The organism is Streptomyces turgidiscabies Car8, assembly GCF_000331005.1.
GTDB lineage: Bacteria > Actinomycetota > Actinomycetes > Streptomycetales > Streptomycetaceae > Streptomyces > Streptomyces turgidiscabies.
This window is the reverse complement of sequence record NZ_AEJB01000041.1, coordinates 15,080-36,964: the sequence shown is the minus strand read 5'-3', so window position 1 is coordinate 36,964 and position 21,885 is coordinate 15,080. Positions and strand designations below refer to the sequence as shown.

Annotated in this window: 18 protein-coding genes; 11 read left to right on the top strand and 7 right to left on the bottom strand. The window is 69.9% G+C overall.

Going from position 1 to position 21,885, the window contains the following annotated elements; genetic code table 11:
- Positions 1–58 precede the first annotated feature (58 nt).
- The 5 genes from STRTUCAR8_RS03030 to STRTUCAR8_RS03010 all read left to right on the top strand — a co-directional run bounded on the left by STRTUCAR8_RS03030 (position 59) and on the right by STRTUCAR8_RS03010 (position 4,342).
- Complete coding sequence (locus tag STRTUCAR8_RS03030; protein WP_006373905.1) at positions 59–667, top strand: helix-turn-helix domain-containing protein; 609 nt, start codon at positions 59–61, stop codon at positions 665–667.
- Between the two features lie 117 nt (positions 668–784).
- Complete coding sequence (locus STRTUCAR8_RS03025; RefSeq protein ID WP_006373921.1) at positions 785–1,762, top strand: NADPH:quinone oxidoreductase family protein; 978 nt, start codon at positions 785–787, stop codon at positions 1,760–1,762.
- Positions 1,759–2,943, top strand: a complete 1,185-nt coding sequence (locus STRTUCAR8_RS03020; RefSeq protein ID WP_006373938.1) for an acyl-CoA dehydrogenase family protein — start codon at positions 1,759–1,761, stop codon at positions 2,941–2,943. The genes STRTUCAR8_RS03025 and STRTUCAR8_RS03020 overlap by 4 nt, the downstream gene beginning before the upstream one ends.
- Positions 2,940–4,022, top strand: a complete 1,083-nt coding sequence (locus STRTUCAR8_RS03015) for an acyl-CoA dehydrogenase family protein (RefSeq protein WP_006373943.1) — start codon at positions 2,940–2,942, stop codon at positions 4,020–4,022. The genes STRTUCAR8_RS03020 and STRTUCAR8_RS03015 overlap by 4 nt, the downstream gene beginning before the upstream one ends.
- Positions 4,023–4,147: 125 nt before the next feature.
- Positions 4,148–4,342 (top strand): hypothetical protein, encoded by a 195-nt coding sequence (locus STRTUCAR8_RS03010; protein WP_006373947.1) that lies wholly within the window; start codon positions 4,148–4,150, stop codon positions 4,340–4,342.
- A gap of 19 nt (positions 4,343–4,361) precedes the next feature.
- Here STRTUCAR8_RS03010 and STRTUCAR8_RS03005 read toward each other — a convergent pair whose 3' ends face one another.
- The 7 genes from STRTUCAR8_RS03005 to STRTUCAR8_RS02975 form a co-directional block, all read right to left on the bottom strand.
- On the bottom strand, positions 4,362–5,534 hold the full coding sequence (locus STRTUCAR8_RS03005) for a phosphodiester glycosidase family protein (RefSeq protein ID WP_044471538.1): 1,173 nt from the start codon (positions 5,532–5,534) through the stop codon (positions 4,362–4,364).
- 150 nt (positions 5,535–5,684) lie between these two features.
- Positions 5,685–6,044 carry a DUF779 domain-containing protein gene (locus STRTUCAR8_RS03000; RefSeq protein WP_044471544.1) on the bottom strand — a complete coding sequence of 120 codons (360 nt, stop codon included), beginning with the start codon at positions 6,042–6,044 and terminating at the stop codon, positions 5,685–5,687.
- Between the two features lie 134 nt (positions 6,045–6,178).
- A complete protein-coding gene (locus STRTUCAR8_RS02995; protein WP_006373955.1) occupies positions 6,179–8,230 on the bottom strand; it encodes an RICIN domain-containing protein in 2,052 nt (683 codons plus the stop codon).
- Positions 8,231–8,361: 131 nt separating this feature from the next.
- On the bottom strand, positions 8,362–10,407 hold the full coding sequence (locus STRTUCAR8_RS02990; RefSeq protein WP_006373933.1) for a beta-galactosidase: 2,046 nt from the start codon (positions 10,405–10,407) through the stop codon (positions 8,362–8,364).
- Between the two features lie 169 nt (positions 10,408–10,576).
- Entirely contained in the window at positions 10,577–11,917 is a 1,341-nt protein-coding gene (locus STRTUCAR8_RS02985) for an ABC transporter substrate-binding protein (RefSeq protein WP_006373914.1), read from the bottom strand.
- A gap of 102 nt (positions 11,918–12,019) precedes the next feature.
- On the bottom strand, positions 12,020–12,973 hold the full coding sequence (locus STRTUCAR8_RS02980) for a carbohydrate ABC transporter permease (protein ID WP_006373908.1): 954 nt from the start codon (positions 12,971–12,973) through the stop codon (positions 12,020–12,022).
- A gap of 2 nt (positions 12,974–12,975) precedes the next feature.
- Complete coding sequence (locus STRTUCAR8_RS02975) at positions 12,976–13,902, bottom strand: carbohydrate ABC transporter permease (RefSeq protein ID WP_044471537.1); 927 nt, start codon at positions 13,900–13,902, stop codon at positions 12,976–12,978.
- Between the two features lie 212 nt (positions 13,903–14,114).
- Between STRTUCAR8_RS02975 and STRTUCAR8_RS02970 the strand changes: the two genes are divergently transcribed.
- The 6 genes from STRTUCAR8_RS02970 (at position 14,115) to STRTUCAR8_RS02945 (ending at position 21,879) form a co-directional block, all read left to right on the top strand.
- Positions 14,115–15,194, top strand: coding sequence for a LacI family DNA-binding transcriptional regulator (locus STRTUCAR8_RS02970; protein ID WP_044471536.1), 1,080 nt, complete (start codon positions 14,115–14,117; stop codon positions 15,192–15,194).
- 619 nt (positions 15,195–15,813) lie between these two features.
- The gene (locus tag STRTUCAR8_RS02965) at positions 15,814–16,863 is read left to right on the top strand and encodes a LacI family DNA-binding transcriptional regulator (RefSeq protein WP_044471543.1); all 1,050 of its coding nucleotides are present in this window, start codon (positions 15,814–15,816) and stop codon (positions 16,861–16,863) included.
- 398 nt (positions 16,864–17,261) lie between these two features.
- A complete protein-coding gene (locus STRTUCAR8_RS02960) occupies positions 17,262–18,554 on the top strand; it encodes an ABC transporter substrate-binding protein (RefSeq protein WP_044471535.1) in 1,293 nt (430 codons plus the stop codon).
- A 2-nt stretch (positions 18,555–18,556) separates the two neighbouring features.
- The gene (locus STRTUCAR8_RS02955) at positions 18,557–19,567 is read left to right on the top strand and encodes a carbohydrate ABC transporter permease (RefSeq protein WP_006373945.1); all 1,011 of its coding nucleotides are present in this window, start codon (positions 18,557–18,559) and stop codon (positions 19,565–19,567) included.
- Complete coding sequence (locus STRTUCAR8_RS02950; RefSeq protein WP_006373942.1) at positions 19,557–20,429, top strand: carbohydrate ABC transporter permease; 873 nt, start codon at positions 19,557–19,559, stop codon at positions 20,427–20,429. The genes STRTUCAR8_RS02955 and STRTUCAR8_RS02950 overlap by 11 nt, the downstream gene beginning before the upstream one ends.
- 691 nt (positions 20,430–21,120) lie before the next feature.
- Complete coding sequence (locus tag STRTUCAR8_RS02945; RefSeq protein ID WP_006373929.1) at positions 21,121–21,879, top strand: IclR family transcriptional regulator; 759 nt, start codon at positions 21,121–21,123, stop codon at positions 21,877–21,879.
- Positions 21,880–21,885: the final 6 nt, after the last annotated feature.

Genomic DNA, 21,885 nt, shown 5'->3' with positions numbered 1-21,885 from the left:
AGCGTCGCTCCCGGGCTGCCACATTGACAAAGCTCTTTGCCGAAACTGCAATGACGGCATGGATGCCAAGAACGTCGACCTTCCCACCGACCAGGTCCTCGCCGAGGTGGGGCCCCGGCTGCGGCGGATCCGCAAGGAGCGGGGTGCGACGCTCGCGGGCCTGTCGGCCACGACCGGGATCTCCGTCAGTACGCTGTCGCGGCTGGAGGCAGGGCTGCGGCGCCCCAGTCTGGAGCTGTTGCTGCCCATCGCGCGGGCGCATCGCGTCGCACTGGACGAGCTGGTCGGGGCCCCGCCCGTCGGCGATCCCCGGGTGCGGGCCAAGCCGATCGTGCGGCACGGGCGGACGTACATCCCGCTCACCCGGCAGCCGGGCGGCCTCCAGGCGTTCAAGGTGATCCTGCCGGTGATCGACGAGGAGCCCGACCCGCGTACGCACGAGGGGTACGAGTGGGTGTACGTCCTGTCGGGGCGGCTGCGGCTCGTGCTCGGGGAGCACGACGTGGTGCTCGGGCCGGGGGAGGCCGCCGAGTTCGACACCCGTGTGCCGCACTGGTTCGGGGCGGCGGGGGAGGGGCCGGCGGAGTTCCTCAGCCTGTTCGGGCCGCAGGGGGAGCGGATGCACGTACGGGCGCGCCCCACCCGTCCGAAGGGTGCGCCGTCGTGACGAACGCGACTGCCTTGGACCGGCCCCCGACGGTTCCCTGATCTGCAAGCGACCGCTTAGTATGCGGTCGAGCCCGGTCAGTCGAACAAGACGAGCGCAGTCCCGTGGAGGCCCCCCATGCAGGCATGGCAAGTGCACCAGAACGGCGAGCCGAGCGAGGCGATGGTCCTCGGCGAGGTGGAGCGGCCGGTGCCCGCCGAGGGCCAGGTGCTGCTGAAGGTGCGTGCCGCGACCATCAACTTCCCGGACGTCCTGATGTGCCGCGGGGAGTACCAGGTCAGGCCGCCGCTGCCGTTCACCCCCGGGGTGGAGATCTGCGGCGAGACCGAGGACGGCCGCAGGGTGATCGGGAACCCGGTGCTGCCGTACGGCGGTTTCGCCGAGTACGTGGTGGCGGACTCCCGTGGGCTGTTCACGGCCCCCGAGTCGCTGGACGACGCCGAGGCCGCCGCCCTGCTCATCGGCTACCAGACGGGCTGGTTCGGACTGCACCGGCGGGCCGCCCTGGAGGCCGGCGAGACGCTGCTCGTGCACGCCGCCGCGGGCGGGGTCGGCAGCGCCGCCGTACAGCTCGGGAAGGCCGCCGGAGCCACCGTCATCGGCGTCGTCGGCGGGGCCGAGAAGGTTTCCGTGGCGCGGGAGTTGGGCTGCGACGTCGTCATCGACCGGCGCACGGAGAACGTCGTCGGGGCGGTGAAGGAAGCCACCGGAGGGCGCGGTGTCGACGTGGTCTACGACCCCGTCGGCGGGGAGGCCTACACCCAGTCCACGAAGGTCGTCGCCTTCGAGGGGCGGATCGTGGTCGTCGGCTTCGCGAGCGGAACCATTCCCAGCCCCGGGCTCAACCACGCCCTCGTGAAGAACTACTCGATCCTGGGCCTGCACTGGGGTCTGTACAACACCAAGAACCCGAAACTGGTCCAGCACTGCCACGAGCAGCTCACCGAGCTGGCGGCCCGGGGCGCGATCAAACCGCTGGTGAGCGAGCGCGTACCGCTGGTCGGTGCCGCAGCCGCCGTGCAGCGCGTCGCCGACGGTGTCACCACCGGCCGGGTCGCGGTGCTGCCCTCGCTGGAGAACGGAGCCGCCGCATGACCGACGCAGCTGAACTCACCCGACTGACAAGGGAGTTGCTGGCCGCGCATCCGCCGGCCGACACCGACCGGCTCGACTTCCTCAAGGCCCGCTTCGACGCCGGGCTCGCCTGGGTGCACTACCCGGAAGGGCTGGGCGGTCTTGGCGCGCCGCGCTCCCTCCAGGCCGTCGTGGACGCCGAGTTGCAGGCGGCGGGGGCTCCCGACAACGACCCCCGGCGTATCGGCATCGGTCTGGGAATGGCCGCACCGACCATCCTCGGCTTCGGCACGGAGGAGCAGAAGCGGAAGTTCCTCCGGCCGCTGTGGACCGGCGAGGAGGTCTGGTGCCAGCTCTTCAGCGAGCCGGGGGCCGGGTCCGACCTGGCCGCGCTGGGTACTCGCGCCGTCCGGTCGGACGGGGGCGACTGGATCGTCAACGGGCAGAAGGTGTGGACGTCCAGCGCCCATCTCGCCCGGTGGGCCATCCTCATCGCCCGTACCGACCCGGACCTGCCCAAGCACAAGGGCATCACCTACTTCCTCTGCGACATGACCGACCCCGGTGTCGAGGTCCGGCCGTTGCGGCAGGTCACCGGCGAGGCCGAGTTCAACGAGGTGTTCCTGACCGACGTCCGCATCCCTGACGCCCATCGCCTCGGCGAGGTCGGCGACGGCTGGCGGGTCGCGCAGACCACGCTGAACAACGAGCGCGTGGCCATCGGCGGTATGCGCATCCCGCGCGAGGGCGGCATGATCGGGCCCGTCGCCGAGACCTGGCGCGAACGCCCGGACCTGCGCACCCACGATCTGCACCAGCGGCTCCTGAAGCTGTGGGTGGAGGCGGAGGTCGCCCGGCTCACGGGCGAGCGCACACGCCAGCAGCTCGTCGCCGGACAGCCCGGCCCGGAGGGATCCGGCCTGAAGCTCTCCTTCGCCCGCCTCAACCAGGAGATCAGCGGCCTGGAGGTCGAACTCCTCGGCGAGGAAGGCCTGTTGTACGAGGACTGGACCATGCGCCGGCCCGAGCTGGTGGACTTCGTCGGCCGTGACGCCGGCTACCGCTACCTCCGCTCCAAGGGCAACAGCATCGAGGGCGGGACCAGCGAGGTCCTGCTGAACATCGTCGCCGAACGGGTCCTGGGCCTGCCCAGCGAACCGCGCACCGACAAGGACGTCGCCTGGAAGGACCTCGCCCGATGAGCACACAGCCCGACCTGTTGTACTCGGAGGAGGAGAACGCCCTCCGCGAGGCCGTCCGCGACCTGCTCGCCGACCACTGCGACGCGGCCGGCGTGATCGCGCGCGTCGAGACGGACACCCCGCACGACATCCCGCTCTGGAAGGCCCTCACCGAAGGAATGGGCCTCGCCGGCCTGCTCGTCCCCGAGGAGCTGGACGGTCAGGGCGCCACGCACCGGGAAGTCGCCGTCGTCCTGGAGGAGTTGGGGCGCGCGGTCGCACCCGTCCCCTATCTGACCAGTGCCGTCGTCGCCACCGAGGCGCTGCTGGAGTGCGGCGCCGACGACCTGCTGGCCCGGTTGGCGTCCGGGACCACGATCGGCACCCTCGCGGTCTCGCTGAGCGTTCCCGCCGGGAGCGCCTACAACGTCGTACGGTTCGAGGACGGCGGCCTGCACGGGGAGCTGACCGGCATCGCGGACGCGTCCGTCGCCGACGTGCTGCTGGTGCCCGCCGACGACGGCGGCCTGTACGCGGTGGACGCAGCCGCGGTCACCGTCACCCCGCAGGTGTCCCTCGATCTGACCCGGCCGGTGGCGAAAGTTGTCCTGGACGGGGCGCCGGGCCGCCTTCTCGGCGACGCCGAACCCGCCGTACGCCGGGCGCTGCGGGCCGGCGCCGGACTGCTCGCCTCCGAGCAACTCGGCCTCGCCGAATGGACGTTGACCGAGACGGTCCGCTATCTCAAGGAGCGCAAGCAGTTCAACCGGCCCGTCGGTGGCTTCCAGGCGCTCAAGCACCGGCTCGCCCAGCTGTGGCTGGAGGTCGTCAACCTGCGCGCCGCCGCCCGGAACGCGGCAGACGCCCTGGCGAACGGCGACGACGCCGACGTGGCTGTCGCCGTCGCCCAGGCCTACGCGGCCCCCGTCGCCGTCCACGCGGCCGAGGAGGCGCTGCAGCTGCACGGCGGGATCGGCATGACCTGGGAACACCCGGTCCACCTGTACCTGAAGCGGGCGAAGGCCGACTCCATCGCGTACGGCACGGCGGGCGCCCACCGGGCGGCGCTGGCCGAACTGGTGGACCTGCGCGCCCCCTGATCTACACCGGGAAGTAGCGAGAGACCACACGTTCGGCGGGCATGTCAGCCGCACGGACGAACCCTCCGCTACGCCACACTTGCGGCCGAAAGCCGCGAAGTGGGCGTGGCGGAGGAGGTTTGACGATGGCCATTTCCATCTCTGTGGTGGTGCTGCTCCTGATCCTGGCGGTGGTCTTCCTGCGCAACGGCGCGCTGAAGCCCACCCACGCCGTGGTCTGCGTGCTGCTCGGCTTCTATCTGGCGAGCACCAGCGTGGCGCCGACCATCCACAGCGGGCTCACGGCGACGGCGGACATCGTGAGCAGCCTGAAGCCCTGACGGCAGGGCCTCCAGGGTCTCAGGACGTCATGAAGACCCCGATGGCGTTCGGGACGGGCCGCTCGGCGCCGCCGGTCGGATGGTTGCGTACGGTGACCCTGCTCGCTCCCGGCGCTCTGCTGACGAAGGTCGTGGAGCCGCCGCCGTCCAGGTTGAAGGCGTCGACCGAACCCAACTTCCGCATGGCGGCGGCGACTTCGGCGACCGTCAGCCCGCTGCGGTACTGGGGCGCACCGTCCACCGCGAGCAGCAGGAGCCTGCGCCCCCCGTTCGCGATGCCCGCGGCGGTGCGTACGGCGGCGGTGTTGTCGTCGAGGCCGGCCAGCGCCCGGCCGCCCTTCAACACCGGGTAGCCGCCGAGAGCGAAGCGGTACGGGATGCGGCTCGTGGCCGCCACGAGACGGCTCCTGACCGTGACCGACGCGCCGACGGACAGCTTCCGCAGCTGCCGCGCGCCCGCCTCCCGGCCCACCAGGACCGTGGTGTTGGCGGCGATGACTCCGCCGCCGGGCGAGTTCGCCGTCCGTACGACCCTGCCGCGCCGCACCGTCACCTCGTAGGTGTCCGTACCGCACGGCGCTGCCCGGTCCGTGTCCGTGCCGCACACCGCCCGCGCCCGGGAGACACCGCCCCAGGCCGGGGTGAACGCGCCGATGGAACCCACCGGCAGCGCGTACTGGTTGAGCCCGCCGAGCGTGAACCGTCCCACGGGCGTGCCGATACTGCCTGACAGGGCGAGGTTGTCCAGCCGGGCCCTTCTGTCGGTCCCCACGCCGAGGACGGCCCTGGTGGTGACGCCGGGCGGCATCGAGGGGCCGAAGCGCTGACCGTTCGGCACCGCCGACTTCAGCACCACGCCGCTCGCGATCGCCGGGCCCACGGACGCGCCCGTGGCGGCTACCCCGGGATGCTGGACCTCGCTGATGTTGAAGAAGTCGCCGTTGACGCCCGCCACGGCCCCCTTGGCGTCGGCCATCCTGGAGACGGCGGCCCGTGCCGCCACCGCTCCCGCGTACAGCAGGTTGACCCGCACCCGCGCGTTGCCGAGGTCGACGCTCAGCAGATGGGCGTGGGTCACCCCCCTGGCCGCCACGATGTCGAACTGGGCGTAGCGCACGCCCGGCGCGACCTGGGCGGCTCTCGGCGCGCCGCTGGCCGGTGCCGCCCCTGTCAGGGCCGCGCCGGCCAGCATTCCGAGTACCGCGACTACCGAGACTGGTGTTCTGCCCGTTCTGAACCGTCCGCTGCCACGCATTCAGACCCCCTGAAGTCCCGTCAACTGTGGCAGGGCGCAAGGGGAGCGCGACAGGTGACGATGAGCCGCGCGGGGGCGCGCGCGAGGCTATGAATTGACCACTCTGGAGCGGATCAGGAAGCGCACTCCTTCGGGGGCCTCCAAGGAGAAACCGCTGCCCCGGCCGGGTACGACGTCCACGATCAACCGGGTGTGGCTCCACACCTCGTACTGGCTGCGCGACATCCAGAACGTCACCGGTTCGGGGACACCCTCGACCACCAGTTCGGCGAGCAGTACGTCGGAGCCGCCGGTCCGGAACTCGCCCGCCGGGAAGCACATGGGCGCGCTCCCGTCGCAGCAGCCGCCTGACTGGTGGAACATCAGCGGGCCGTGCGTCGCGTGCAGTCGCCGCAGCAGTTCGGCGGCGGCCGGGGTCAGTTCGACGCGCGGGCTCTCCTCGGGCATCTTCACCGCCCCAGTGGACCGTGCGGGACGTTGCGAGAGGGTTGCGGGCGGTCCGGTCGGGCACGGCGAAGGCCGCCTCCGCGTGAGCCTGGATCGGTTCACGCGGAGGCGGCCTTCGGGGACGAACTGCCGGGTCAGCTCTTGTCGGTCACATCCGTGACCCGCCAGCGCTGGTTCGAGCCGGAGTTGGCCATCCAGGTGGTGACGGCGGCACCCTCGTTGGTCGCCTGCCCGCCGACCTCCAGGAGGCGGCCGGTGGCCACGTTGATCAGCGTCCACGTCTGGTCACCGGTGGTCGACATGATCCACTCGGTGGCCGGATCCCGCTTGCCCGTGTCGGGCTCGACCACGGGGACGTTGTCGCGGACGGCCAGGCGCTTGCCCTCGGCCGGGTTGGCGAAGACGTACCGCTGGCGGGCGCCCTTGTCGCCGTGCCGGGCGTCGAGCTGCCAGTTCTGCGCGACGGTGCCGTTGGCGGAGCCGATGACCAGGCTCTTGCCGTTGGCGGCGACGGTCACGGCCTTGCCGCTCTGCACGCCGGTCAGCGTGTAGGAGTGGCCCTTGCTGAACAGACCGGCGTTCTTCGCGACACCCGAGACACCCTTGACGGCGAAGGAGGTCACCGACTGGGCGGGGACGGTGTACGTGGCCTTGCCGTCGACGACCTTGACCGGGGCCTGCTGCTTGAGCTTGCCGTCGGCGCTGGTCACGGTCGGCGTGACGGTCGCGTTGCCCTTGATTGTGCGGAACTTGGAGAGGTCGATGGTGACGTCACGGGCCGCGGTGGTGGAGTTGACGTGGACGAGCGAGGCGCCCTTGCCGTCCTTGGTCACGGCGGCGGCGCTGGAGGTGTCGTCCACCTTGATCAGCCTGTCGCCCGGCTTGATGAAGTGCGTGAAGTTACGGGCGGTGTCGAACTTGGTGTTCGTGTAGATCGGGCAGGACGCCAGGGTGTCCGTCGACTTGCAGCTGAACGAGAGCTGGATGCTGCCCCAGTTGCCGCCCTTGGCGGACTCGCCGCCGGGCTTCATGTTGTCGTAGTCCTCGACCGGCTGCCAGAACACCCAGGCCTGGGGCTCCAGTTCACGCAGGTCGTTGACGATCTGCTGGGCGAGGCCGAGACCCGGACGCATGTCCGTGAAACTCTGCCCGTCGCCCCAGTCGCCCTCGACCTCGCTCATCCACAGCGGCTTGTCGGCGGCCTTGGCGAGGTCACGCACGGTGGTGCGCTGACCGGTGCCGTAGGTGTGGACGTTCATCTGGTCGACGAGGTCCTTGGACCCTTGCGAGTAGGAGTTCCAGTTGTTCGCGAAGATGGACGGGTTGGTCTCGTCCATCGCCGAGATCTCGGACTTGACCTTCGCCTTCTTGAGGGCGGGGGCAAGCGCGGCGAGCACCTTCTCCTGGAGCGCCGGGCCGATGTGGGCGCCCTCCTGACGGCCGCCGACGGGCTGGCCGTCCGCGCCCAGCTTGGTGCCCCAGTAGCCGGTGTTGGGCTCGTTGAACGGGTCGACGGTGTCGACCTTGATGCCCTCGGCCTTCTCCAGCCGCTTCGTCGCCCCCGCCATGTAGGCGGCGAAGTCGTCGACCGAGTCGGCCTTCAGCTGGTCGGTGTTGGCGTTGAAACCGCCGGAGACATAGCCGCTCTCCGTCATGAACCAGGGCGGCGAGTTGCTGAACGTCTCCCAGTGGGTGATGTCCTTCTTGATGCGGTCCACCCACCAGCGCTGGGTCTTGTCCGCCTTCGGGTTCCAGTCGGCCGCGTCGTCGGCGCTCCACCAGTCGGTGTCCGTGCGGGTGGTGCCCGCGGGCGCCTTCCACCAGCCCTCGACGGCCCCGCCGGCCCGCAGGTAGTCCTTCACGTCGGGGGCGTTGCCGCCGCCGATGTTGTAGCGGGCGATGTTCAGCGCCAGCCCGTCGTCACCGAACAGCAGCTTCGCGAGCTTCTCGCGGATCGCCGGAGGATAGTTGCCGGTCGCGTTGGCGAACCAGACCAGACTGGTGCCCCAGCCCTCGAACTTCTCCTGCTTGTACGAGGGATCGGGGGTGACGGTGACGGACGGGGCGGCTGCCTCGGCCGCCGCCTGCGCGTCCGGCGACGGCGCGCTGACCAGAGCGGCCGAAGTGGCCAGGGCGGTGATGCCGACGACTCCCAGAAGGTGTCGCGTGCGGGTACGGCGTGCCAACGTGTGCTCCCAACTCAGATGTGGTCGCTGCGGTGGACCGCCGTGCCCGCACCGTACGCGGGTGCGTACGGACGGGGCACGACGGTGTGCCCCTTGGATCAGGGGAGTTCAGGGTGGTGCCGGGGCGCTGCTCAGGAGGCGGGCTGCCGCAGTACGGCGACTTCCCTCGGGGCGAGGACAAGAACGCCGTCGGCGTCCGTGCCACCGGTCAGCCGCTCTCCGTCGAGGCCCGGCAGCGGGATCTCCTCGTCGCTCCGGTTGACCAGGAACAGGAACCGGCTCCCGCCGCCCCGTCGTACGGTCAATTCGACCCGTCCACGGGCCTGTTCGGGCAGCTCGCTGTCGACACCGGCCGGCGCGAGCAGCCCCGGCAGCAGCGCGGCGAGGCCGTCGGTGCCCAGGCGTGTGGAGACGTACGACGCCGAACCCTCGCCCGTCGTACGGCGGGTGACGGCCGGGCGGCCCGCGTAGGCGCCCGAGCGGTAGTGGGCCAGGACCTCGACGTCGGGCTCGGTCACGTCGATCCGGTCGGTCCACACCGTGCCCGTACCGCCGCCGTCCACCTCGACCGACTCACCGTCGAGCAGCGGGCCGAACTCCTCGACACGGATGCCCAGGACCTCACGCAGGGCGCCCGGGTAGCCGCCGAGCCAGATGTGGTCGTTCTCGTCGACGACACCGGAGAAGTACGTGGTGATCAGATGGCCGCCGGTCTCCGCGTACCGCGTCAGCTCCTTGGCGAGCGTCGCCGGGACCATGTGCAGGACCGGGGTGATCAGCACGTCGTAGCGGCTGAACTCGGTGCGCGTGGTGACGACGTCGGCGCGGATGCCGAGGGAGAGGAGCGCCGAGTACCAGTTCAGCCCCTCCTGGCGGTAGTCGAGGAGGGCGGTGGGGTGCGAGTCCTGCTCGCTCGCCCACCAGGAGTCCCAGTCGAACACGATCCCGACGCGGGCCGGTTCGCGCTCGGAGCCCGCGATCGGCGCCAGGTCCTTCAGGGTCTGACCGAGGGCGGCCACCGCACGGAAGACCTCGCTGTCGGCACCGGCGTGCGGCACCATCGCGGAGTGGTACTTCTCGGCGCCGGCCGCCGACTGACGCCACTGGAAGAAACAGACGGCGTCGGCGCCGTGCGCGACGTGCAGCAGCGAGTCACGGGCCAGCTCACCGGGGCGCTTGGCCACGTTGACGTGCTGCCAGTTGACCGCGCTGGTGGAGTGCTCCATCAGGAACCACGGACGGCCGCTCGCGATACCGCTGGTCAGGTTGGCGGAGAACGACAGCTCGTCGCGGTCCTGCGGGCCCGGGTGGACGTAGTGGTCGTTGGAGACGAAGTCGATCTCGCCCGCCCAGTCGGGGTAGTTCATGCCCTTCGTGCCGCCCATCACCATGAAGTTGGTGGTGATGGGGACCTCGGGCGTGTACTCGCGCAGGATGTCGCGCTCCGCGACCAGGTAGTCCTTCAGCGCGTCCGAGGAGAACCGCTTGAAGTCCAGCTGCTGGGTCGGGTTCGGGTGCGAGCCGGCCAGCCGGGGCGGCAGGATCTGCGCCCAGTCGCTGTAGCGCTGCGACCAGAACGCCGTGCCCCAGGCGTGGTTGAGGGCGTCGAGGGTGGTGTAGCGGGCGCGCAGCCACTCGCGGAAGGCGTGGGCCGCGTCGTCCGAGAAGTCGTAGATGTTGTGGCAGCCCAGCTCGTTCGAGATGTGCCAGGCCACGAGGGCCGGGTGATCGGCGTAACGTTCCGCCATCTTCCGGACCAGACCGAGCGCGTGGCTGCGGAACACGGGGGAGGTGGGGCGCCAGTGCTGGCGCGCGCCGGGCCAGACCGTCTCGCCGGTGGAGGTCACCGGGAGGATCTCCGGGTGCGCTGTGGTCAGCCACGGCGGCGGGGACGCGGTCGCGGTGGCCAGGTCGACACCGATCCCGCCCTCGTGCAGCAGGTCCATGACCTCGTCGAGCCAGCCGAAGTCCCAGGAGTCCGCGTCGGGCTGGATACGGGCCCAGGAGAAGATCCCCACCGAGACGATGTTGACGCCGGCCTCGCGCATCAGCCGTACGTCCTCCTCCCACACCTCCCGAGGCCACTGCTCGGGGTTGTAGTCGGCGCCGTAGGCGAGACGGGGCGCGGAGTCACCGTCCGGCCCGTACGGCAGACGGGACGGGGAGGCGGAGGTCATGGTGATCCTTCCGGGGCGCTGCGAAGCGGCTCGACGCGGGGGAGGGGGAGGGGGAAAGCCGGGGGGTACGAGGAGCGGCCGGCGGTGATGCTTTTCCGGCCGCTCCTCGGCTGTTGACGCTCGGCGGACGATTCGCCGCCGATACTGCTCAACCAGTGCTGCTCTACTGCTAGTTCTCGACGGTGAAGCCCTGCTCCTTGCCGTACTTCACGGAGGCGTCCTGCCAGGCCTTCAGACCGGCGGAGAGCTTCTCGCTGGAGACGTAGGCCTTGCCGACGGTGTCGTTGAAGATCGAGTTGGCGTACTGCTGGAAGGGCAGGTACGACCAGTCGCTCGCGACGTTGGCGGCCGAGTCGGCGAAGATCTTGTTGGCCTCCTGGCCGTCGAAGTAGTCGAACTTCTTGCTCAGGAACGCCGGGTCCTGGAGCTGAGCGGTGGTCGCCGGGAAGGCGCCCTCGTCGACACGGGTCTGCACACCGTCACCGGCGTTCGCGTACTCGACGAACGCGTAGGCGAGCTCCTTGTTCTTGCCCAGCTCGGGCAGGGCGAGGGAGCTGCCGCCGTTCTCCGCGCTGGCCTTGTCGCCCTTGGTCCAGGCCGGCATCGGGGCCGCGCGCCAGTCACCGGCGGCCTTCGGGACACCGCTGACGAAGTTGGCGGGCATCCACGCGCCGGTGGTCAGGGTGGCGATGGTGCCGTCGCCCAGGCCCTTGTACCAGTCGTCGGTCCAGCCGTTGATCGGCGAGACGAGCTTCTGGTCGATCAGCTTCTGCCAGGTGGCGGTGTACTTCTTGGCGCCCGCGTCGTCGAAGTTGACCGACACCTTGGTGCCGTCGACCTTGTAGGGGCGCGAACCGGCCTGCCACAGCATGCTGGTGGTGAAGCCCGCGTCGCCGGCGTCGTTGGCGATGTAGACCTTGGGGTCGGCCTTGTGCAGCTTGGCGGCCGCGTCGACGTACTCGTCCCACGTGGTCGGGACGGCGATCTTGTACTTGTCGAAGACCTTCTTGTTGTAGAACATCGCCATCGGGCCCGAGTCCATCGGCAGGCCGTAGACCTTGGCGTCGTCGCTCACGGCGTTCCACGGGCCGGGCGTGTACTTGGCCTTGAGCTTGTCGGCACCGTAGGGAGCCAGGTCGGTCAGGCCCTTGGTGAGCGAGTACTGGCTCAGCGCGAAGTACTCGACCTGCGCGACGTCCGGGACGCCCTTCTTGGCCGAGATGGCGTTCGACAGAGCGGTGTAGTGCTTGTCGCCCGAGCGCTCGCCGACCAGGTTGATCTTGACCTTGGGGTACTTCTTCTCGAAGTTGGCCACGACCGACTTCAGCGTGGGCTCCCAGGCCCAGACCGTGACCGAGCCGCCCTTCTTGAGGGCCGCCTGGATGTCCGCGGCGGAGACGGCCTTCTGGTCCGAGCTGTCGTCGTCGGAGCCGCCGCAGGCGGTCGCGCCGAGGGCGAGGACGGAGAGCAGGGTTATGCCGCGCATCAGGCGGCCGGTGGTTCTACGCATCGAGATGCTTCCACTTCTTAGTGGGTGGGACAGGGTGAGGGTGAATGCCGTGTGAGGGTGAAATGCGGTGAAGCCGAGGGGGGTGTGGGGCCTGAGGGAGGATCACTCCTTGACACTTCCGGCGGCGAGGCCGGACTGCCAGTACTTCTGGAGCAGCAGGAACGCGGCGATCAGCGGGATGATGGTGAGCAGGGAACCGGTGATCACCAGGTTGAAGATGACGTCCCCGCCGATCGTCTGGGCCTGGTTGTTCCAGGAGTCCAGACCCAGGGTCAGCGGGTACCAGTTCGGATCCTTGATCATGATCAGCGGCAGGAAGTAGTTGTTCCAGGTCGCCACCGTGGTGAACAGCAGAACGGTCACGGTGCCGGGGGCGAGCAGGGGCATGGCTACCTGGAAGAAGGTGCGCACCTCGCCCGCTCCGTCGATGCGGGCCGCCTCCATCAGTTCGGTGGGGATGGCCTCGGTCGCGAAGACCCACATCAGATACAGACCGAAGGGCGACACGAGGGACGGGATGATCACCGCCCACGGCGTGTCGGTCAGGCCCATCTTGCTGAACATCAGGAAGGTGGGCACCGCCAGGGCCGTACCCGGGACCGCGACCGCGCCGATGACCACGGCGAACACGGCGCGCTTGCCCGGGAAGGTGAACTTCGCCAGCGCGTAGCCGCCGAGGATCGCCAGCAGGGTGGCGCCGCCGGCGCCGAGGACGACGTAGAGCAGGGTGTTCAGCAGCCAGCGGACGAAGATGCCGTCGTGGTAGGTGAACGTGTCGTGGATGTTGCTCCAGAGAGCGAAGTTGTCGCTGAACCAGAGTCCCGACGAACTGGCCAGCCCGTCCTGGGTCTTGGTGGCGCTGATGACCAGCCAGATCAGGGGCACGACCGTGTAGACCAGGATCAGGCCGGTGAGCACGGTCAGCAGGATGCTGCGCTTGGGGCGGCTCGGCGAGTGCTTCTGCCGGCGGGTGCGCAGCCGGGGCGCGGTGGTGGTGGAACCGTCGCCGGACGGTGCGGATGCGGACGGGGAGCTGGTGGTGACGGAGCTGCTCATGTTCACGCTCCCTTGCGCATGCCGCGGAGCTGCACGACATAGGCGATGACCATGGTGATCAGCCCCATGATGATGGCGACCGCCGCGGAGTAGTTGTGCTGCTGGCCGTTGAAGGACAGCGAGTACGTGTAGAAGTTCGGGGTGAAGTCGGTCGTGATGGCGTTGCGCGCGACCGGCCGCAGGATGGCCGGCTCGTTGAAGAGCTGGAAGCTGCCGATGATCGAGAAGATCGTCGCGATGACGAGGGCACCGCGGATGGCGGGGAGCTTGATGGCCGTGATGACGCGGAACTGGCCGGCACCGTCGATCTCCGCGGCCTCGTAGAGCGAGAGCGGGATGACCCGTAGCGCGGAGTAGAAGATCAGCATGTTGTAGCCGATGAACTCCCACGTGACGATGTTGCCGATCGACGCCAGCACCAGGTCGGTGGAGAGCGGGTCCGGCAGGGTGACGTCGAACGCGCTGTTGATGTCACCCACCAGCCCGTACTTGGTGCCGTACATGAAGCCCCACATCAGGGTGGCGACCACGGCGGGCACCGCGTACGGCAGGAAGATCGCGATACGGAAGAAGTCCTTGCCGTAGAGGCGTCCGCTGTCCAGGGCCAGAGCGATCAGCAGGGCGATGCCGAGCATGATCGGCACCTGGACGACCAGGAAGAGCGAGACCCGTATCAGGGAGTTCCAGAACTGGTCGTCCTGCAGGGCCTGCTGGTAGTTGTCCAGGCCTACGAAACTCGTGCCGCCGATCAGCTGATCCCTGAAGAGGCTGAGGTAGATCGAGTACCCGATGGGTGCCAGGAAGACGAGGGCGAACACCATCACGAACGGGCCTATGAACCCCCATCCCGTCCATGAGCGGCGGTCCCTCTTCGCCGCGGGCCGGGCCGGGGCGCGTTTCACGGCCACCGGCGGTTCTAGGGTTGTCATTGTGTCGTGCCTCGCTCGTCCGTCTCGGAACCGGCGCTGGTCCGCCGCCGCCCCGATGTTTGCGTAAACATCCCGCTGCGTGGAGCCCCACGAGAGGTCCACCGGCTGTTATGTTTACGTAAACATCTGATGGCGGCATGTCTACACCGCTCCCCCGACGCTGGTCAAGGGTCGTAGGACGCAACTGTGGACCGGAGGGCGAGGGTTGACGGGTGGACACAGCTGACGGCACCTCGGCGGAGCCGGCGCGGGCACGCGCACGCACCAGGAAACGGGCGGCCCGCCGTACACAGAGCGCCTCCATGGCGGACGTCGCCCGGGTCGCCGGAGTCTCCTCGCAGACCGTCTCCCGGGTGTCGAACGGCTTCCCGGGTGTGAACGAGGAGACACGGCGGCAGGTCCTGGAGGCCATGAAGGAGCTGGGCTACCGGCCCAACAGCGCCGCCCGTGCCCTGAAGCGCGGCGAGTTCCGCACGATCGGCGTCATAACGTTCGGCCTGTCCACCACGGGCAACGTCCGAACGCTGGAGGCGATCGCCACCTCGGCGGCGCAGGAGGGGTACTCGGTGACCCTGCTGCCGGTCGCCGTGCCGACGCAGGACGAGGTGCGCGGAGCCTTCTCGCGGCTCGGTGAGCTCGCCGTCGACGCCGTCATCGTCATCCTCGAAGTGCACCTTCTCGACGCGTCGACCCTCTCCATGCCGCCGCACGTCCAGGTGGTCGTGGCCGACTCCGACGCGGGCGACCGCTACACGGTGGTCGACACCGACCAGGCCGGCGGCACCCGCACCGCCGTACGGCATCTCCTGGACCTAGGGCACCGCACCGTCTGGCATCTGGCGGGCCCCGAGGGCTCGTACGCGGCGCAGCGCCGCACCGACGCCTGGCGCGCCGAACTCCTCGCGGCCGACCGGATCGCACCACCCCTCGTGCGCGGCGACTGGTCGGCGGAGTCCGGCTACCACGCCGGTCTGCGGATCGCCGGTCTGCCCGACTGCACGGCGGTGTTCGTGGCCAACGACCAGATGGCGCTGGGGCTGCTGCGGGCGTTGCACGAGAGGGGGCGCAGGGTGCCCGAGGACGTCAGTGTGATCGGCTTCGACGACATCCCGGAGGCGGGCTCCTTCCTGCCACCGCTGACCACCGTCCACCAGGACTTCGCCGAGGTGGGGCGGTTGTGCGTGGAGGGCGTGCTGCGGCAGATGCGGCAGGACGCCACGGAGCACGGGACGACACTGGTGCCGACGCGCCTGGTCGTACGGCAGAGCACGGCGCCGCCGCGTCCGCGCTGAGAAGGAGCGCGTCGCCGGCTTCGGCTCCGAGCGGGCGGTGGCCGAGCTGGACGTCCGGGGGCGCCTACGGGGGAGGCCCGTCCGGACGGGCGGAGGTGGCTGGGGCGCTGTGCGGGTCTTCGCCGCCGGCGCCTCGGGTGCGAGCCGTTGGTGCCTTCATGTGACCACCGTTGGAGCTGGGGCGCCCGTGCGCGGGTTCGGCATACGGTGGCCGCGGCCGGCGGGTGCCTTGACCGGCGCTGTAGCCGAGTCCCGTGAGTCACCGCGGCAGCGGCGGTGAGGTGAGCCGTGCGGGGTTCGGAGGCGGGTCGGCGGTGGCCGAGCTTGAGGTGCGGGGCGTCGGCGGGGCGAGGCTGGTCCGGACGGGCGGAGGTGGCTGGGGCGCTGTGGGGGTCTTCGCCGCCGGCGCCTCGGGTGCGAGCCGTTGGTGCCTTCATGTGACCACCGTTGGAGCTGGGGCGCCCGTGCGCGGGTTCGGCATACGGTGGCCGCGGCCGGCGGGTGCCTTGACCGGCGCTGTAGCCGAGTCCCGTGAGTCACCGCGGCAGCGGCGGTGAGGTGAGCCGTGCGGGGTTCGGAGGCGGGTCGGCGCTCGCCGCGGCCCGATACAGTGCACAGCGTGTGGGCCGACAACCAGCGGCGGGAGCCGCGTACCGACCAGCCTGACGGCCCCCGCCGCCGGGCGACGATCAACGATGTCGCCCAACTGGCCGGAGTGTCACGCCAGACGGTCTCCCGGGCTGTCAACGACAAGGGCGAGATCGACCCCGCCACGAAGGAACGAGTCCTGGAGGCGGCCCGCCTGCTGGACTACCGGCCGAGCCGGTTCGCGCGGGGCCTCGTCCGCAAGGGCGCGGGGGCGGTGACGGCGGGGCTGGTGATCCCGGATCTGATGAACCCGTTCTTCCCCGAGGTCGCCGCCGGGGTGCTGGAGGCCGCCGAGGAGCGCGGCTGGCAAGTGGTCGTGTGGGACTCCCGCACCGACGACGGCAGGGAGCGCGAGGCGCTCGACGTGCTCTCCCATCAGGCGGACGCGGTCGTCGGCTACTTCAAGAACGAGGACGACGTGCTCGCCCGGCACCTCGGCGGCGTACCGCTCGTCCTGCTGGAACGCGGCCCGCAGCAGACCCGGTTCGCGGCCGTGGGCATCGACGCCGCCGCGGGCCTCGAACAGGGCATCGCCCACCTCGTACGGGCGGGACACCGCAGGATCGGCATGCTGGACGGGGACCGGCTCGGCGTCCCCGGCCCCCGCCGCGAGGCCTTTCTCGCCGAAGTCCGACGCCACCGACTGCCCGTCGACGACAGCTGGATCGTGCTCAGCCCCGAGCACAGCGTCGCGGGCGGGGAGGCCGGCATGGCGCGGCTCCTCGACGCGCGGCCCGGGATCACGGCCGTCTTCGGCTTCAACGACCTGATCGCTGTCGGCGCGATGCGTTGCGCCCGGCAGCGTGGACTGACGGTGCCCGACGACGTGGCGGTCATGGGCTTCGACGGTCTCTCGCTGGGCGAGCTGGTGGAGCCGGCGTTGACCACTCTGCACCTCGACAAGCGGCAGTTGGGGCGGCTGGCCGTCGAGCAGGTGGCCCGGTTGCGCGCCGGCGAGGAACCGTTGAGCGGCGCGGACGCCTGGGTGGCGCCTCAGCTGGTGGTGCGCGCCTCGGCGTAGGCGCTTCGCCGAATCGATCGCCGCGGTGGACAGACGTAGATCGCCGAGGTGGACAGGCGGTTCGTTCGCTGCGGTCCGGATGGGGGCCGGTCGCGCCCGGAGCCGGAGTCATGGATCGATACGGTCCCGCGCCCCCCGACAGGGGTGCCCCTTCGACGTCGGGGTTCCGGACATCGACTCGGTACGTCCCTTGACACTGGTTTTCGGCCGCCCCGATACTCGACGGCAACGTTCACGTGAACGTTCACGGCCCTCCACCTCCTCTCTTTGACATCGTTGTCTTCGCCTCTTCCCTCCACCCGTCGAACGGGCCCGAGCGGCGTCACGCCCCGGTCGAGCCGTGCCCGGAAAGTGAGTGCGCGCCGATGGAACACCGAACGCCGTCCCCCCACCGGACGATGACCCGCAGACGCCTGCTCGGCACCTCCCTCGGCAGCGTGGGCGCAGCCCTGCTGGGCCTGTCGGGATGCGGAGCGGCCGCCGGGTCGGCGTCCGCGGGCACCGATCACCTCAGCCTCTGGTACTGGAAGGGCTCGCTGAGCGACAAACTGCTCGCCACTGCCGGGCGAGGCGTCCCGGGTGCGCCGGGGGTGAAGGTCAAGGGCTCCCAGATCCCCGACGGCGACATCGACTCCAAGGTGCGCACCAGCCTCGCCGCCCGCGCCTATGTGCCGGACCTGACGGCCGTGAACTCCGACAACCTCGCCACGTTCTTCCCCGACGAGGACGAGTTCCTGGACCTGCGGGACGTGGGCGCGGAAACCGTCCGCGACCAGTACCTCGACTGGAAGTGGAAGAGCTGCTTCACCCCGTCGGGCCGGATGATCGGCTTCCCGCTCGACGCCGGCCCCACCGCGCTCTACTACCGCAGGGACATCTTCCGCGCGGCCGGACTCGCCTACGAACCGGCGGACGTCGCCGAGACGATCCCCACCTGGGAGAAGTTCATCGCCGCGGGCCGGACCCTCCGTACGAAGGGACCCGGCAAGCCCTACCTGGTGAGCAACATCGGCAACGTCTTCCAACAGGCCCTCCTCCAGAGCCCCAAGCAGTTCGTGGACGCCGACAACCACTTCATCGGCGGCCAGGCGCACATCAGACACGCCTGGGACCTGTCCGTGGAGATACTCCGGCAGGGGCTCAGCGCCCGGATCACGGACGGTACGCCGGACTACAACGCGGCCATGAGCGGCGGCAGGGTCACCACGATGACCACCGCGGTGTGGGCGATCAACGGACTGAAGGACACCGCGCCCGAAACGGCCGGTGCATGGCGGCTGACCGCCATGCCGGACGGCCCCGCCAACTACGGCGGCTCCTACCTCACCATGACCCGCTACTGCCGCGACCCCGAGGGCGCCTTCGCCTTCCTGAAGTGGCTGCTCAGCCCGGAGAACCAGCTCAGGAGCTACCAGGAGATGTCCCTCTTCCCCACCACTCCGGCCGCCTACGCCGACCCCGCGATGCACAGGGCGGACCCCTTCTTCGGCGGCCAGCAACCCATCGACGTGTTCGGCCCGGCAGCGCGGAAGGCCCCGGTCATCTACTTCAGCCCGTACGAGGAGACCGCGAGCACCCCCTTCTTCCAGGAGCTGACCAACGTGGAACTGCTCGGCAAGAAACCCGACAAGGCCTGGCGGGACGCGGTCGACACCGCCGAGACCACGCTGTCCCGGCTGGGGGTGAGCTGACGATGGCCACGGTTCTCGACCCGCCGACCGACAGCAAGCAGGCATCGGTCCGCCGAACACGATCCACCGCCCCCGGCGGACGCAGACGCCACCTTCCGCCGCTGCTCGCCGTCTCCCCGTTCTACGTCCTGTTCGCCGTCTTCGGCGCCTTCCCGGTGGTCTTCTCCCTGTATCTGTCCTTCCAGGACTGGGACGGCATCGGGGACATGCGTTTCGTCGGCCTCAAGCAGTACGGCTGGCTGCTTGAGGACACCGTGTTCTGGCACTCGGTGCTCAACACCTTCGAGATCTGGTTCCTGTCCACGTTCCCGATGCTGTTCCTGGCCCTGGTGCTCGCGTTCCTGCTGCACTCGCAGGTCCGGTTCACCGGTGCGCTGCGGGTGGCGTACTTCATCCCCAACGTCACCTCGATGGTCGCCATGACCATCGTCTTCGGCTCGGTCTTCGCACAGGCCGGCCTCGCCAACTCGGTTCTCCGGGCGGTCGGTCTGGACGGTGTCGGCTGGCTGTCCTCCGAGTGGGGGATCAAGTCGGCGGTCTCCGCGATGATCATCTGGCGGTGGATCGGCTACACCGCGCTGATCTTCCTGGCGGGCCTCCAGGCCATCCCCACCGAGCACTTCGAGGCCGCTCGCGTCGACGGCGCCAACAGCTGGCAGACCCTCTTCCGGGTCGTGGTGCCGCAACTGCGGCCCGTCATCCTCTTCGCCGCCGTCACGTCCACCATCAACGGTCTGCAGATCTTCACCGAGTCCCAGGTGCTGTTCCAGTCGACCGACGTCGGCACCATCGGCGGACCGGGCCAGGAGGGTATGACCGTCGTGCTCTATCTGTGGCAGAAGGCGTTCAAGGACCACCAGTTCGGCTACGGGGCCGCGATGGGCTGGCTCCTCTTCGCGATCATCGCCGTCTTCACCGTCATCAACTGGCGGCTGGTCTCCGGCTCCGACAGCGAGGACCGCGCCGGCATCGTCCGCCGACTGCGCCGCAAGGGAGCCCGCAATGGCCGCTGACCAGAAATCGACCGGTAACGCGGGCCTCGCCATCGGCTCCGGCAGCAGAGTCACCCGGGGCGGAGTCCGGGCGGTACTGCTGCTCGGTGTGCTGGTCTCGCTGTTCCCCTTCTACTGGCTGGTGGTGATGGCCTCCGGCACCACCCAGGACATCTTCCAGTACCCGCCCAAGCTGATCCCGGGCCCGCATCTCCTGGACAACATGGGGCGGGTCCTCGACACGGTCGACTTCTTCGGCTCGCTGTTCAACACCGTCGTCGTCTCCGTGCTCGGGACCGCGCTGGTGCTGTTCTTCGACTCGCTGGCCGCGTTCGCCTTCGCCAAGTACGAGTTCCCGGCGAAGAAGCTGTTGTTCGGCTCGCTGCTGCTCACCTACATGATTCCGGCGCAGCTCTCTCTGGTGCCGCAGTTCGTCACCATGGCCGAGTTCGGCTGGGCGGGCTCGCTGAAGGCGCTGATCATTCCGGGCGCGGCCAACGCCTTCGGCATCTTCTGGATGCGCCAGTACGCCCAGAACTCGCTCCCCGACGAGCTGCTGGACGCGGGGCGGATCGACGGCGCGGGCTTCTTCCGCCTGTACTGGCAGATCGCCCTGCCGCTGTTCCGGCCGGCGCTCGCGTTCCTCGGCATCTTCACGTTCATCGGCCTCTGGAACGACTACATCTGGCCCCTGGTCGTCATGATCGACCCCGACAAGGTCACCCTCCAGGTCGCGCTGGCCAACCTGAACGCCCTGTACAACACCGACTATTCGCTGGTGATGGCCGGCGCGCTGATGAGCGTCGTCCCGCTGATCATCGTCTTCCTGTTCGGGGCGAGGCACTTCCTGCGGGACCTCGCGGCGGGGGCTACGAAGATGTGAGGCGGTGGGGCGGGGAGGGGTGAGACGGGGTGGAGTGGGGCGGCCGGCGCGTCGCGACTGCCCCGTCCCGGCCCATCCCGGCCCACGGCGGCCCCGGGCGGGGGACCGGTGCCGCTAAGGCCACGCGAGGTCACGAACGTACGGCAGCGTGTGCCCGCCGGGCCCCCCTCACCCTCTGTCCCCCTACCGACCGCTGTCCGGCGCCTGCCTGGTTCCCGGCGCCGGCGGGGGATCGAAGCCGCCCGCGACATGCGGAGTGCTGGACCTCGTGCGGCGCGCAGGCTCTGAGGTTCTGCCCTGGATGCCCGGCGGCCGGTGCTGTCCCTGTCCTGGCGTGGTCGGCGGGGTCGGGCCCGGTTGGAACGCGTGGCGGACAGGGCTGTGGGCAGCGCGCAGGCTCAGGCACTGCCCCGAAGGCTCGATGTCGGCCGGTGGCGGGCGCCGTCCGGGTGTGCTGGGCGGTCTGGTCGGTTGAGGGATCAGGGCCGACCGGTAGATGTGACGCACGGGCCCGTGTACGGCGTAGGGCACTCCAGGTCTCGCCCCGCATGCTCAGCTCCTCTCGGCGACCGGCGACCGGCGACCGGCGACCGGCGACCGGCGACCGGCGACCGGCGACCGGCGACCTCCCGGGTGCCCGGAGGGCCCCGTACGCCTTGCCCGTGCTGAGTGCCGGGCGCACGCTGGTCCCATGGCTGCGCAAGACGGCCCCACGCTCATCACCTCCGTCCAGCGGGCCTTCCGTCTCCTGGAGGCGGTGGGCGCCCATGAGAACGGGGCGCCGGCGAAGCAGCTGGCACGCGAGACAGGGCTGCCCCTGGCCACCGCCTACCACCTGCTGCGGACGCTGGTGCACGACGGCTACCTGCGGAAACTGACCGACGGCGGGTTCATCCTCGGGGACAAGGTGCGGTCCCTGCAGGTCACGGGAGGCGGGCAGGCGCTGCTCAGCCGGGTCCGTCCCACGCTCGCCGCGCTGCGGGACGAGCTGGCGACCGCCGCCTACCTCACCTTCTACGAGGAGGGCGAGATCCGGGTCGCCGAGATCGTCGACGGCCCCCGGACACCCCGTGTCGACCTGTGGGTGGGGTTCGAGGACGCGGGACACGCCACCGCGCTGGGCAAGTCCGTGCTGCGGGAACTGGACGAGGGCGCCCGTAAGGACTACCTCTCCCGCCACCACCTCAACGACCTCACCCCGAGGACGATCACCAGCCGCCTGGAACTCCTCCGGCGTATCGATTCCTCGCCCGTGGCCCCGGCCGTCACGGACCTCGAGGAGTACGCCCTCGGCACGGTCTGTGTCGCCGTCCCCGTCTACCGGGGCGACACGCTCGGCTCACTCGGCGTCTCCATGCCTGCGGACCGGCTCGCCCGGCTTCCGGAGATCCGGGCGCGGCTGATCCCGGTCGCCGACCGCGTGACCAGGAGTCTCTCGCTCACTATCTGAAAATCC